This window comes from Paracoccus sp. R12_2 (genome assembly GCF_017744015.1).
Taxonomy (GTDB): domain Bacteria; phylum Pseudomonadota; class Alphaproteobacteria; order Rhodobacterales; family Rhodobacteraceae; genus Paracoccus.
Genome location: NZ_JAGHRA010000016.1, coordinates 47,661 through 59,933, shown reverse-complemented (window position 1 = coordinate 59,933; position 12,273 = coordinate 47,661). Strand labels below are relative to the sequence as shown.

The window sequence follows — 12,273 nt, the reverse complement described above, 5'->3', positions numbered from 1 at the left end:
CAGGATCATGGACAGGGCACATCGCAACGTCGCGGTTCTGGTCGCGGCGCAAGCCATTCTGGGCGCGCAGATGCCCGTCAATTTCATCATCGGTGGCCTTGCCGGACAGATTCTGGCGCCGAATGCATGCTTGGCCACGCTGCCGATCTCGATGATCGTGCTGGGTTCGGCGATCGCCGCGCGACCACTGGCGCGCTTCATGCAGCATCATGGACGCCGCGCGGGTTTTCTGCTGGCCGTGACAGCCAGCGGACTTGGCGCAGCCATCGCGGCCGCCGGGCTGTGGTACGGATCCTTTGCCCTGTTCCTGCTGGGATCACTGCTGAGCGGCATTTACATGTCCGCGCAGGGGTTCTTTCGCTTTGCCGCGACCGACACGGCGGACCAGGACTTTGCCCCCCGCGCGATATCCTGGGTGATGGCGGGCGGGCTTGCCTCTGCGATCATCGGGCCGATGATCGTGCGGACCACCGACAATCTGACCGCAGTTCCCTTCATGGCCAGCTATCTGGCGATCATCGGTCTGAACCTTCTGGGACCATTCCTGTTCGCGTTCCTCGACATCCCGAAGCCGCCAGCGCCGGAACCGGGCCAATCGCCGGGACGTCCGATGCTGGAACTGCTGCGGACACCCCAGATCGGTGTCGCGATGATCTGCGGGATGGTTTCATACGCGCTGATGAACCTGGTGATGACCTCGACCCCGCTGGCGGTGGTCGGCTGCGGTTTCGCCCCCGACAATGCCGCCGATATCGTCAGCGCGCATGTCCTGGCGATGTTCGCGCCCAGCTTTTTCACCGGCGCGCTGATCGCGCGGTTTGGGGCCGAACGGATCGTCGGGCTAGGCCTTGTCATTCTTGCCTGCGCCGGGGCCGTGGCCCTGTCCGGGGTACAGCTTGGCCATTTCTTCGGGGCGCTGGTGCTGCTGGGGATCGGTTGGAATTTCGGCTATATCGGCGCAACGGCCATGCTGACCCGCGCCCATCGCCCCGAAGAGCGCGGCCGCGTGCAGGGTGTCAACGACCTGTTCGTGTTCGGCGGCGTGTTTCTGGCCTCGCTGTCGTCGGGCGGGCTGATGAATTGCCTTGGCGGTTCGGCCCAGGCCGGATGGAGCGCGGTCAACCTGGCGATGCTGCCCTTCCTGGTCCTGGCCGGGGCGGCGCTGATCTGGCTGACCATGCGCCCGCAGCAGGCCTGATGCGCGCCTAGAACAGCGTTTTCTGCTCGGGCGGCTTGCGCTTGCGCGCGGGCTTTGGCGGGGCGGTTTCGGGCAACGCCGCGACACGGCCATCGGCAAATTCAATCTCGAACCGGGCAGCGGTCCGCGCCTGTTCGGCCGCGGTCAGCAACCCATCAGCACCGTGAACGACCGCGAAGCCGCGTTTCAGCGTCTCGTGATAGCCAAGGGTCTGGCGGGTCCGATCCAGCCTGTGCAGCGCATCGCGGCGGACAGCAACCATGCGCGTTCCGGCATGTTCCAACCGGCGAAGGATCAGATCCAGCCGTTCCGCCTGCTGGGTCAACGCCTTGCGCGAGGTTCCGGCGGCCCGCGCCAACGACGCCTCAAGCCGTTCGTTCAGCCCCGAAAGGCGATCGCGGCGGCGGTCCAGTCGGCGCGCGCCCACCACGTCCAGCCGCATGGCGGCGCGATCCAGATCGTGACGGCGCGCTGCGGTGAACTGGCGCAGCGTCGCGGCGGGCATGGGCCGGGACAGAAGATATTGCCGCCGCGCCCGGACCAAACCGCGCAACGCCGGTTCCAGCCTTGTGCCCCACAGGTCCAGCCGTTGCCGCGCGCCCTCGGTCAACGCGGAAGGGCGCCCCATCGCGCGGGCCAGATCCCGGATCCGTTGACGCGGCCGGTCGATCCGCGTGGCGCCGGCACGGGTCATTCGGGCACCTGCCTCGACCAGTCGCGCGGCCAGATCGGACCGCACCGGCACGGCGATCTCGGCTGCGGCGGTGGGCGTGGGCGCGCGGCGATCCGAGGCAAAATCGATCAGCGTCGTATCTGTTTCGTGACCGACCGCCGAGATCAGCGGAATTCGGCTGTCGGCGGCGGCGCGAACGACGATCTCCTCGTTGAAACCCCACAGATCCTCTAGGCTGCCGCCGCCACGCGCCACGATCAGCAGGTCCGGGCGCGGCAGCGGGCCAGATTCCGGCAGGTCGTTGAAGCCCCGGATCGCCGCAGCCACCTGGCCCGCGCATGCCTCGCCCTGAACCGCAACGGGCCAGATCAGCACGCGGGTCGGAAACCGGTCGCGCAGCCGATGCAGGATGTCGCGGATCACGGCCCCCGAAGGCGAGGTCACCACCCCGATCACCTTCGGCAGGTATGGCAAGGCGCGTTTGCGATCCTGATCGAACAGACCTTCGGCGGCCAGCGCCTTGCGGCGTTTTTCCAGCATGGCCATCAGCGCGCCCACACCGGCGGGTTCGATCTGATCGACGATCAGCTGGTATTTGGACTGGCCGGGAAACGTCGTCATGCGCCCTGTCGCGATGACTTCCATCCCCTCCTCGGGTCGTTGGGTCAGACGCGCCGCCTGACCTTTCCACGTCACCGCCGCAAGCACGGCGCGATCATCCTTCAGATCGAAATACAGATGCCCCGAGCCGGGCCGCGACACGCGTCCGATCTCTCCGCGCACCCGGACACGCCCGAAGCCGTCCTCGATGCTGCGTTTCACCGCCCCCGACAGTTCCGTGACAGTGAATTCATGGGCATTGCTGCCCGGCGCGTCTTCCAGCAGATCCATGCGTCTTGTTCCCCTTCGCCGGCCAGACTAGAACGCCCGGAAGTCAAGCGAAAGGGCGGCAGATGAACATCCTGATCCTGGGCGGCGGCGGTCGCGAACATGCGCTGGCATGGGCGATCCGGCAGAACCCGAAATGCGACCGGCTGATCGTCGCGCCCGGAAATGCCGGCATCGCCGAGGTCGCGCGCTGTGCAAGTCTTGACATAAATTCTCGCAGCGAAGTGCTTTTGTTCGCAGAGGAAAATGCGATCGACTTCGTCGTGATCGGACCCGAGGCGCCGCTGGCCGCCGGTGTCTCGGACGCGTTGCGTGCCGCCGGTTTTCTGGTCTTCGGCCCGTCGCAGCAGGCCGCGCAGCTGGAGGCATCGAAGACATTCACCAAGGAAATCTGCGATGCCTGTGGCGCGCCGACCGCAGGATGGGCGCGTTTCGGCGATGCCGCATCGGCCCGCGCCCATATCCGCGAACAGGGCGCGCCGATCGTCGTGAAGGCGGACGGGCTGGCGGCCGGAAAGGGCGTGACGGTCGCCGAAACGGTCGAGCAGGCCAACGCCGCCATCGACGCCATCTTCGACGGGGAATTCGGCGACATGTCGGTCGTCATCGAGGAATTCATGGCGGGCGAAGAGGCCAGCTTCTTCGTCTTGTGCGACGGCAGTGATTGCCTGGCCGTGGGCACCGCGCAGGATCACAAGCGTGTCGGCGCGGGCGACACGGGCCCGAATACCGGCGGCATGGGCGCCTACAGCCCCGCGCCGATCCTGACACCGCAGTTGCAGGAACAGGTGATGGCCCGGATCATCCGCCCCACCGTGGCCGAGATGGCGCGGCGCGGCACGCCATTCCAGGGCGTCCTCTATGCGGGCCTGATGATCCATGAGGGACAGGCAAGGCTGGTCGAATACAACGTTCGCTTCGGCGACCCTGAATGTCAGGCGCTGATGATGCGGCTTGGCGCACAGGTGCTGGACCTGCTTCTGGCCTGCGCCGAAGCTCGCCTTTCGGATGCCGTTGTCACTTGGGCCGATGATCACGCGCTGACCGTGGTCATGGCGGCTGAAGGCTATCCAGGATCATATCAGAAAGGCACTGTTATCAATGGTCTGAACACCATAAGCGAAAGCAGTTTCGAGATGGTCTTTCATGCCGGAACGGCCGAACGTGACGGGATGGTCACGGCCAGCGGCGGTCGCGTCCTTGCCTGCACCGGCCGCGGAGAGTCATTGGCCGAGGCACATCGCCGGGCCTATGCGCTGGTCGATTCCATCGATTGGCCCGAAGGCTTCTGCCGCCGTGATATCGGCTGGCGCGCGCTGTAGGGCGCGCCAACCAATCTCTGCGCGCCGCACAGGCGCGCGCGGGTATCAGGTCGAATACAGACCTTCGTAGATCGGCAGCAGGGTGTCCGTCTCGAACAGGCTGGACACCGATGTGCCATTCCAGATGTTCAGGATCGCCTGCGTGAACATCGGCGCGGTCGGCACGATTCGGATATTCGGCGCGGCCTTCACAGCCTCGGTCGGCTGGATGGAATCGGTGATGACAAGCGATTTCATGACCGATTTGCTGATCCGTTCAACCGCGGGGCCGGACAGTACGCCGTGGGTGATATAGGCATGCACCTCGGTCGCGCCCTGATCCGTCAGCACCTGCGCTGCCTTGACCAGCGTTCCGGCAGTGTCGCAGATGTCATCGACGATGATGCAGGCCTTGCCCGCGACATCACCGATCACCTTCATCTCGGCGATCTCGCCGGCCTTTTCGCGGCGCTTGTCGACGATGGACAGGGGCGCACCGATCCGGGCCGCCAGTTCACGCGCCCGCGCCACGCCCCCGACATCGGGCGAGACGACCATCAGATCGTCCATGCGGCCACGGAAATGATGCTGCACATCCAGCGCGAAGACCGGCGCCGCATAAAGGTTATCAACCGGAATATCGAAAAAGCCCTGGATCTGAGCGGCATGCAGATCCATCGTCAGGACCCGATCCACCCCGGCCTCGGTAAGTAGATTTGCAACCAGCTTGGCGCTGATCGGGGTGCGCGCCTTGGCGCGGCGATCCTGACGCGCATATCCGAAATACGGAATCACGGCGGTGATGCGCGCGGCTGATGAGCGTTTCAGCGCATCGACCATGATCAGCAGTTCCATCAGGTTGTCGTTGGCCGGGTTCGAGGTCGGCTGGATGATATACATGTCCTCGCCGCGGACATTCTCGAACACCTCGACGAAGATCTCCTGATCGTTGAAGCGTTCAACCCTTGCGTCGCAAAGACCGACATTCATGCCGCGATGCATCGACATCCTGCGGGCGATAGAGGCGGCAAGCGGCTGGTTGGCGTTGCCTGCGATCAGCTTGGGTTCGGTCATGACGGGCATGGGTTCGGGGGCCTTTGGCGGTTGCGTCAGATTGCAGACGCCTTAGCACCGCGCTAGCCTGCGGGCAAACCTAGAAGGACCTCTCTTTATGGCCAATATCGACTATTACCTCGGAACGATCAGCCCCTATTGCTATCTTGCCGGGACGCGGCTCGAAGACATCGCCGAACGGCACGGCGCAAGCATCACCTACAAGCCGCTTGACCTGTTGCAGCTGTTCGACCGGACCGGTGGAATTCGCCCCGCCGACCGCCATCCCAGCCGGATGGAATACCGCGCTCAGGAACTGCCGCGTTGGGCCGAGCATCTGGATATGCCCTTCAACCTGAAACCGGCGCATTGGCCGGTGAACATGGCGCCGTCGTCCTATGCGCTGATCGCCGCGCAGGACGCGGGCGGCGGCGATCTGGGCGGGCTGGTCCACGGCTTTACCCGCGCGGTCTGGGCCGAGGAACGCGACATCAGCGACGATTCGGTGATCCGCGAGATTCTGGCAGCCCACGGCTTCGATCCCGCGTTGGCCGACAAGGGGTTGTTCATCGGCGCGGAAACCTATGGCCGAAATCTGGAACAGGCGGTCGAGGCAGGCGCCTTCGGCGCACCCTTCTATGTCGTCCGCGAGACCGGCCAGCGCTTCTGGGGCCAGGACCGGCTGGACTTTCTGGACCGGCATCTGGCATCCGCATGAGCGGCATCTACAAGCGGCACTGGCCGGGCGACGAAGACCGCCCTGCCCTTGCGCTGCATTGCATGCTGGCCAGCGCAAGCTATTGGGGGCCGATCGCAAAACGCCTTGGGGGGCAGATCGACCTGAAAGGGTTCGACATGCCGGGGCATGGCCGCAGCGGCGATTGGCAACCGGGTGCCGATGATCCCGACTTGCACACCGCGGTGACCCGGATCGCCGCCAGCTTCATCAGCCGTCCTCTGGACCTGATCGGCCACAGCCTCGGCGCGACCGTCGCACTGAGACTTGCGGTGGCCGCGCCCGACGCGGTCCGCAGCCTGACGCTGATCGAACCGGTTCTTTTCGCCGCCGCGCCCGAGGCCGCGCAGCAGGCGCGCGACCGGGAAATGTCGGAACTGATGGCGCTGGGGCATCGCGCGGACGCCACGCGTCGCTTTGTGGATGTCTGGGGTGCGCAGCCCTATGGTGATCTGACGCCTGAGCTTCAGGAACAGATGCGTGACCGGATCGATCTGGTTCAGGCGACCGGCCCGACCCTGGCCGAAGACCGCGCGCGGATTCTGCGCCCCGGTGGCCTGGAGTCCATCGCGGCGCCGGTTCTGCTGATCTCGGGTGAACGCTCGCCCGCCGTGATCCACCACATCGCAGATGCACTGGCCGCGAGGCTGCCCGATGTCGGACGCGCCAATGTCCCCCAGGCGGGACATATGCTGCCCATCACCCATCCCGACCAGGTCGCAGGACTGATCGGGGTAAACCTGTCCCGCGCCTGAGGGCGCCAAGACAAGCAGCCGCGGAACCTAAAGCTCGAAGTCGTCGTCGTGGCGCACGGGACCGATGGCGAGCCATTCGGCACGGATACGCGCGACGCGCGTGTCGCCCCATGTCCGGAAAACGATCTCGAACCCGGCTTCGGAAATCCTGTCGGACGAGATATCGGCACGCTGGTTCGAGGCGCCGTCGATATCCCACATCGAGATAGACACATGCACCACCGGCGGCGCAAGGAAGGGTGCGGAAAAACGAACCTGTTTCCGTTCCACCCGTGGTCCCTCTTGTGTCCACATCGGACCATTATCCTCGAACGCCGAAAACAACATCGCCGCGCCACGCGCGACGCCGACGGCACCATTACTGATACGCTGCATCAAGCCCTCCCATTCATCGAAGAATACCGTTGGCCAGCGAACAAAGAAAAGCCCCGGCAACGCTGCCGGGGCCTGCTATCTGCTGCCGTGGTTAACGATCCGAATTCAGTCCGGGATCGTCGCCTGTCTCGGGTCCAGACCGATATGGGTTCCCAGGGCCTCCATGTCGGCTAGCAACTTGACCGCGCCAGTCACGATATCCTCGCCCGCGGAATGCTGCTCGGCCTTGTCCTGCGCAGCCTTCTTCTTGCGATGGGCGTCCTGCATCATCTCGTTGAAGATTTCCTGCGTGATCTCTTCACGCGGATGACCGCGTTCGGCCAGCAGGCTGACCGAGTCGCCGTTGATCTCGGCAAAGCCGCCCGTGACAGCGAAATCGCTTTGCGCGCCACCTTCAGCCAGCACCGAAACGATGCCGGGCCGCAGCGTGACGATCGTCGGCACATGGCCGGGCATGGCGGTCAGGTCGCCATCCGTGCCCGGCAGGCGCACCTCGCGCACCGGGACAGAGACAAGCCTCCGTTCCGGCGACACGAGGTCAAACTGCATGGTATCGGCCATCTTGCCCCCTTTACGCGGCTTCGGCCGCGAGACGTTCGGCTTTCGCCTTCACTTCGTCGATGTCGCCGACCATGTAGAACGCGGCTTCGGGCAGGTGATCGTATTCGCCCGCAACCACGGCCTTGAACGAGGCAATGGTCTTTTCCAGCGCCACCTGAACGCCGTCCGAACCGGTGAACACCTTGGCGACGTCGAAGGGCTGCGACAGGAAGCGCTGGATCTTGCGCGCCCGCGCAACGGTCAGCTTGTCCTCTTCGCTCAGTTCGTCCATCCCGAGGATGGCGATGATGTCCTGCAGCGACTTGTATTTCTGCAGGATGCCCTGAACGTCGCGGGCAACCTGGTAGTGTTCTTCGCCAACAACGGCGGGGTCCAGGATGCGCGAGTTCGAGTCCAGCGGGTCCACGGCCGGGTAGATGCCCAGTTCCGAGATCGCGCGCGACAGAACGGTCGTGGCGTCCAGGTGGGCGAAGGTCGTGGCGGGCGCTGGGTCAGTGAGGTCGTCGGCCGGAACGTAGACGGCCTGGATCGAGGTGATCGAGCCGTTCTTGGTCGAGGTGATGCGTTCCTGCATCTGGCCCATGTCGGTCGCCAGCGTCGGCTGATAGCCCACAGCGGACGGGATGCGGCCCAGAAGCGCCGACACCTCGGAACCTGCCTGGGTAAAGCGGAAGATGTTGTCCACGAAGAACAGAACGTCGGTGCCCGAAGCGTCGCGGAACTGTTCGGCCAGCGTCAGACCGGTCAGGGCGACGCGCATGCGCGCTCCCGGCGGTTCGTTCATCTGGCCATAGACCAGCGCAACTTTCGATTCCGACAGGTTGTCGGGAACGATGACGCCCGATTCCACCATCTCGTGATACAGGTCGTTGCCTTCGCGGGTGCGTTCGCCAACGCCCGCGAACACGGAATAGCCCGAGTGCACCTTGGCGATGTTGTTGATCAATTCCATGATCAGAACCGTCTTGCCCACGCCGGCGCCGCCGAACAGGCCGATCTTGCCGCCCTTGGAATAGGGTGCCAGCAGGTCGATGACCTTGATGCCGGTGACCAGGATTTCCGAACTGGTCGCCTGCGCGGCGAAGTCGGGGGCGGGCTGATGGATCGAACGGCTTTCCGACGACGTGATCTCGGCGCCCTCGTCGACGGGCTCGCCCACGACGTTGATGATCCGGCCCAGGGTCGCGTCGCCGACCGGAACGGTGATCGGGCCACCGGTGTCGCGTACGGGTTCGCCGCGCACCAGGCCTTCGGACGAATCCATGGCGATCGTGCGGACGGTGTTCTCGCCCAGATGCTGCGCCACTTCCAGCACCAGCTTCTTGCCGTTGTTTTCGGTTTCCAGCGCGTTCAGAATCGCCGGCAGGTGGTCTTCGAACTGCACGTCAACGACGGCGCCGATCACCTGGGTAATTTTGCCAGTGGCCTCTGCCATGATGTTACCTCTGCGTTACGGTCAGAGCGCTTCGGCGCCCGAGATGATTTCGATGAGTTCCTTGGTGATCGCCGCCTGACGAGAACGGTTATACTCGGTCGTCAGCTTGTCGATCATGTCGCCGGCGTTGCGCGTGGCGTTGTCCATGGCCGTCATCCGCGCCCCTTGTTCGGAGGCCGCATTTTCCAGAAGCGCCGCGAAGATCTGCGTCGCGACCGAGCGGGGCAGCAATTCGGTCAGAATCGCCTCTTCGCCCGGCTCGTAGTCATACGAGGACGATGCCGCGGCTGCATCCTCGCCTTCGGGAACTTCGGCCGGGATGATCTGACGCGCGGTCGGAACCTGGCTGATGACGGATTCGAAACGGTTGTAGAACAGCGTCGAGACGTCGAAATCGCCGGCTTCGAAACGGTCCAGCACGTCGTCGGCGATGCTGCGGGCGTTTTCATAGCCCACGCGCTTCACCTCGGACAGATCGACATGGTTCACGAACAACTGGCCATAGTCGCGCTTCAGCTGTTCGCGGCCCTTCTTGCCGACGGTCAGGATGGTGACATCCTTGCCGTGACCACGCAGATCCTCGGCATGCTGGCGGGCCAGCTTGACGATCGCGCTGTTGAAGCCACCGGCAAGGCCGCGCTCGGATGTCAGCACCACCAAAAGATGCTTCTGATCCGAGCCGGTTCCGGCCAGCAGCCGCGGCGCCGTGTCAGACCCCGCGGAATTCGCCGTAAGCCCGGCCATCACGGCGGCCATCCGGTCCGCATAGGGACGTGCAGCCTCCGCCGCGTCCTGCGCGCGGCGCAGTTTCGCGGCGGCGACCATCTGCATCGCCTTGGTGATCTTCCGCGTATTCTTGACGCTTCCGATCCGGTTCTTGAGATCCTTGAGACTGGGCATCTATTCCCCCTCAGGCGCGGGTCTTGTTGTATTCGTCCAGCGCAGCCTTGATCGCCTCTTCCAGATCGCCCGCAACCTTGCGGTCGTTCTTGGTCATGTCATCCAAGAGATCCGATTTCTGGTTGCGCAGGAACTGCAGCAGACCCTGTTCCCAGGCCACGACCTCGCGCACCGGCACGTTGTCGATATACCCCTTGGTGCCTGCATAGATGACGATCACGATTTCGGCGTTGGTCAGCGGCGAATACTGCGGCTGCTTCATCAATTCGGTCAGGCGCGCGCCGCGGTTCAGCAGACGCTGGGTCGCGGCGTCCAGATCGGAACCGAACTGGGCGAAGGCCGCCATTTCGCGATACTGCGCCAGTTCCAGCTTGACCGGACCGGCGACCGATTTCATCGCCTTGGTCTGCGCCGACGATCCGACGCGGCTGACCGACAGACCGGTGTTCACGGCGGGACGGACACCCTGGAAGAACAGGTCGGTTTCCAGGAAGATCTGGCCGTCGGTGATCGAGATCACGTTGGTCGGGATATAGGCCGACACGTCGCCCGCTTGCGTTTCGATGATCGGCAGCGCGGTCAGCGAGCCCGAACCGTTGGCCTCGTTCAGCTTTGCCGAACGCTCCAGCAGGCGCGAGTGCAGGTAGAAAACGTCGCCCGGATAGGCTTCACGGCCGGGCGGACGGCGCAGCAGCAGCGACATCTGGCGATAGGCCACGGCCTGCTTGGACAGGTCGTCATAGATGATCAGCGCGTCCATGCCGTTGTCACGGAAGTATTCCCCGATTGCGGTCGCCGAATAGGGTGCCAGGAACTGCATCGGCGCGGGGTCCGAAGCGGTCGCGGCGACGACGGTCGTGTAGGCCATGGCGCCGGTTTCTTCCAGCTTCTTGACCAGCTGCGCGACGGTCGAACGCTTCTGCCCGACAGCCACATAGACGCAGTGCAGCGTCTTCATGCCGTCGTCTTCGCGACCATTGTAGTTCAGCTGGTTCAGGATCGTGTCCAGCGCGATGGCGGTCTTGCCGGTCTGACGGTCACCGATGATCAGTTCGCGCTGGCCGCGGCCGACGGGAATCATCGCGTCGATGGCCTTCAGCCCGGTCGCCATCGGCTCGTGAACCGATTTGCGCGGCATGATGCCCGGTGCCTTCACGTCGGCAACACGACGCTCGGTCGACTCGATCGGGCCCTTGCCGTCGATCGGGTTGCCCAGACCGTCCACAACGCGACCCAGAAGCGCCTTGCCCACCGGAACGTCCACGATGGAACGGGTGCGCTTGACGGTATCGCCTTCCTTGATGTCACGGTCGTCACCGAAGATCACGACGCCGACGTTGTCGGTTTCAAGGTTCAGCACCATGCCCCGGACGCCGCCCGGGAATTCCACCATCTCGCCGGCCTGCACCTTGTCGAGACCGTAGATGCGCGCAATCCCGTCGCCGACGGAAAGCACCTGGCCAACCTCGGCCACCTCGGCCTCCTGACCGAAATTCTTGATCTGATCCTTGAGGATCGCCGAAATCTCGGCTGCCTGGATTCCCATTATCCGACCTCTTTCATAACGTTCTGGAGGGAGGCGAGCTTCGAGCGGACCGACGAGTCGATCATCTGCGAGCCCAGCTTGACAATCATTCCGCCGATGAGTCCTTCATCGACACGGGTATTCAGTTTGACCGTCTTGCCCGATTTCTCGGTCAAGGCTTGCGTCAGACGCTGCTGCTGCTCGTCCGACAGCGCAATCGCGCTGGTGACATCGGCGGTGACCTCGCCGCGGGCCTCGGCGATCAGGGCCTGCAGCTTGCCGACCAGCTGCGGCAGCACGAACAGACGGCGATTCTGCGCCATCAGCCGGACCGTGTTCGACAGCGTCTTTGACAGCTGCATCTTCTCGGCCAGCGCTGAAATGGCACGGGACTGCTGGTCCCGTGTGTAGATCGGTGACGAGATCATGTCGCGCAATTCGCGGCTTTCGGCCAGCGCGGCGCCCAGATCTTGCGTCTGGCGGGCCAGATCGTCCAGCCCTCCTTCTTCTTTCACGATGTCGAAGACAGCCTGCGCATAGCGCCCGGCGATGCTCTGGGACATGGAGACAGAGTTGGCCACGGTCATCCTTTACGGTTTGCGCAAACCCCGCTGGCGGGCCGGACGTCCGTCCGGTCTGTCGCGGGGTGCGGGTCGCGGTCGCACGGCTGTTGGAGGGTCGTGCGGAAATCTGCGGCGTCTCTAGCAGGTGATTTCGCGGGCGGCAACAGGCAAGCACACGGAAAGGAGAGCATCAGGGACGCACAGATCCGCCTCGTCCGGTCCGCAGATCCTGCACGCCGCGCAGGGGGTGCGGCAGCATGTCGCATCCACGCACAAATCGGGGCCGCCACCGGCAAACGCGGCGACGGCC

Annotated in this window: 12 protein-coding genes; 4 read left to right on the top strand and 8 right to left on the bottom strand. The window is 64.3% G+C overall.

Features of this window, described 5'->3' with window-relative positions; genetic code table 11:
- Positions 1 to 7: 7 nt before the first annotated feature.
- A complete protein-coding gene (locus J7359_RS16410) occupies positions 8 to 1,198 on the top strand; it encodes an MFS transporter (protein ID WP_209058245.1) in 1,191 nt (396 codons plus the stop codon).
- A 7-nt stretch (positions 1,199 to 1,205) separates the two neighbouring features.
- On the opposite strand, the gene xseA is transcribed toward J7359_RS16410, so the two are convergent.
- The gene (gene xseA / locus J7359_RS16405) at positions 1,206 to 2,762 is read right to left on the bottom strand and encodes an exodeoxyribonuclease VII large subunit (RefSeq protein ID WP_209058243.1); all 1,557 of its coding nucleotides are present in this window, start codon (positions 2,760 to 2,762) and stop codon (positions 1,206 to 1,208) included.
- A gap of 62 nt (positions 2,763 to 2,824) precedes the next feature.
- Here xseA and purD point away from each other — a divergent pair, with 62 nt between their 5' ends.
- On the top strand, positions 2,825 to 4,081 hold the full coding sequence (gene purD / locus J7359_RS16400) for a phosphoribosylamine--glycine ligase (protein ID WP_209058241.1): 1,257 nt from the start codon (positions 2,825 to 2,827) through the stop codon (positions 4,079 to 4,081).
- 45 nt (positions 4,082 to 4,126) lie between these two features.
- Here purD and J7359_RS16395 read toward each other — a convergent pair whose 3' ends face one another.
- A complete protein-coding gene (locus tag J7359_RS16395; protein WP_209058239.1) occupies positions 4,127 to 5,143 on the bottom strand; it encodes a ribose-phosphate pyrophosphokinase in 1,017 nt (338 codons plus the stop codon).
- An 88-nt stretch (positions 5,144 to 5,231) separates the two neighbouring features.
- Between J7359_RS16395 and J7359_RS16390 the strand changes: the two genes are divergently transcribed.
- Both J7359_RS16390 and J7359_RS16385 read left to right on the top strand, forming a co-directional pair.
- Positions 5,232 to 5,831, top strand: a complete 600-nt coding sequence (locus J7359_RS16390) for a 2-hydroxychromene-2-carboxylate isomerase (protein ID WP_209058237.1) — start codon at positions 5,232 to 5,234, stop codon at positions 5,829 to 5,831.
- Positions 5,828 to 6,604, top strand: coding sequence for an alpha/beta hydrolase (locus J7359_RS16385; protein WP_209058236.1), 777 nt, complete (start codon positions 5,828 to 5,830; stop codon positions 6,602 to 6,604). Before J7359_RS16390 ends, J7359_RS16385 begins: the two co-directional genes overlap by 4 nt.
- A 27-nt stretch (positions 6,605 to 6,631) precedes the next feature.
- On the opposite strand, the gene J7359_RS16380 is transcribed toward J7359_RS16385, so the two are convergent.
- From J7359_RS16380 to J7359_RS16355, 6 genes are all read right to left on the bottom strand, one after another.
- Positions 6,632 to 6,979, bottom strand: coding sequence for an H-type lectin domain-containing protein (locus J7359_RS16380; RefSeq protein WP_209058235.1), 348 nt, complete (start codon positions 6,977 to 6,979; stop codon positions 6,632 to 6,634).
- 105 nt (positions 6,980 to 7,084) lie between these two features.
- Positions 7,085 to 7,540, bottom strand: coding sequence for a F0F1 ATP synthase subunit epsilon (locus tag J7359_RS16375; protein WP_209058234.1), 456 nt, complete (start codon positions 7,538 to 7,540; stop codon positions 7,085 to 7,087).
- Positions 7,541 to 7,550: 10 nt separating this feature from the next.
- Complete coding sequence (gene atpD / locus J7359_RS16370) at positions 7,551 to 8,975, bottom strand: F0F1 ATP synthase subunit beta (protein ID WP_209058233.1); 1,425 nt, start codon at positions 8,973 to 8,975, stop codon at positions 7,551 to 7,553.
- Positions 8,976 to 8,996: 21 nt separating this feature from the next.
- Complete coding sequence (locus J7359_RS16365; RefSeq protein WP_209058232.1) at positions 8,997 to 9,875, bottom strand: F0F1 ATP synthase subunit gamma; 879 nt, start codon at positions 9,873 to 9,875, stop codon at positions 8,997 to 8,999.
- Positions 9,876 to 9,885: 10 nt separating this feature from the next.
- On the bottom strand, positions 9,886 to 11,421 hold the full coding sequence (atpA, locus tag J7359_RS16360; RefSeq protein ID WP_209058231.1) for a F0F1 ATP synthase subunit alpha: 1,536 nt from the start codon (positions 11,419 to 11,421) through the stop codon (positions 9,886 to 9,888).
- Positions 11,421 to 11,987: a F0F1 ATP synthase subunit delta gene (locus J7359_RS16355; RefSeq protein ID WP_209058229.1), complete on the bottom strand. Its 567-nt coding sequence runs from the start codon at positions 11,985 to 11,987 to the stop codon at positions 11,421 to 11,423. The genes atpA and J7359_RS16355 overlap by 1 nt, the downstream gene beginning before the upstream one ends.
- Positions 11,988 to 12,273: the final 286 nt, after the last annotated feature.

Coding starts and splice junctions, on each gene's coding strand:
- J7359_RS16410 (WP_209058245.1), top strand. CDS start 8: ATGGACAGGGCACATCGCAACGTCGCGGTTCTGGTCGCGGCGCAAGCC.
- xseA (WP_209058243.1), bottom strand. CDS start 2,762: ATGGATCTGCTGGAAGACGCGCCGGGCAGCAATGCCCATGAATTCACT.
- purD (WP_209058241.1), top strand. CDS start 2,825: ATGAACATCCTGATCCTGGGCGGCGGCGGTCGCGAACATGCGCTGGCA.
- J7359_RS16395 (WP_209058239.1), bottom strand. CDS start 5,143: ATGCCCGTCATGACCGAACCCAAGCTGATCGCAGGCAACGCCAACCAG.
- J7359_RS16390 (WP_209058237.1), top strand. CDS start 5,232: ATGGCCAATATCGACTATTACCTCGGAACGATCAGCCCCTATTGCTAT.
- J7359_RS16385 (WP_209058236.1), top strand. CDS start 5,828: ATGAGCGGCATCTACAAGCGGCACTGGCCGGGCGACGAAGACCGCCCT.
- J7359_RS16380 (WP_209058235.1), bottom strand. CDS start 6,979: ATGCAGCGTATCAGTAATGGTGCCGTCGGCGTCGCGCGTGGCGCGGCG.
- J7359_RS16375 (WP_209058234.1), bottom strand. CDS start 7,540: ATGGCCGATACCATGCAGTTTGACCTCGTGTCGCCGGAACGGAGGCTT.
- atpD (WP_209058233.1), bottom strand. CDS start 8,975: ATGGCAGAGGCCACTGGCAAAATTACCCAGGTGATCGGCGCCGTCGTT.
- J7359_RS16365 (WP_209058232.1), bottom strand. CDS start 9,875: ATGCCCAGTCTCAAGGATCTCAAGAACCGGATCGGAAGCGTCAAGAAT.
- atpA (WP_209058231.1), bottom strand. CDS start 11,421: ATGGGAATCCAGGCAGCCGAGATTTCGGCGATCCTCAAGGATCAGATC.
- J7359_RS16355 (WP_209058229.1), bottom strand. CDS start 11,987: ATGACCGTGGCCAACTCTGTCTCCATGTCCCAGAGCATCGCCGGGCGC.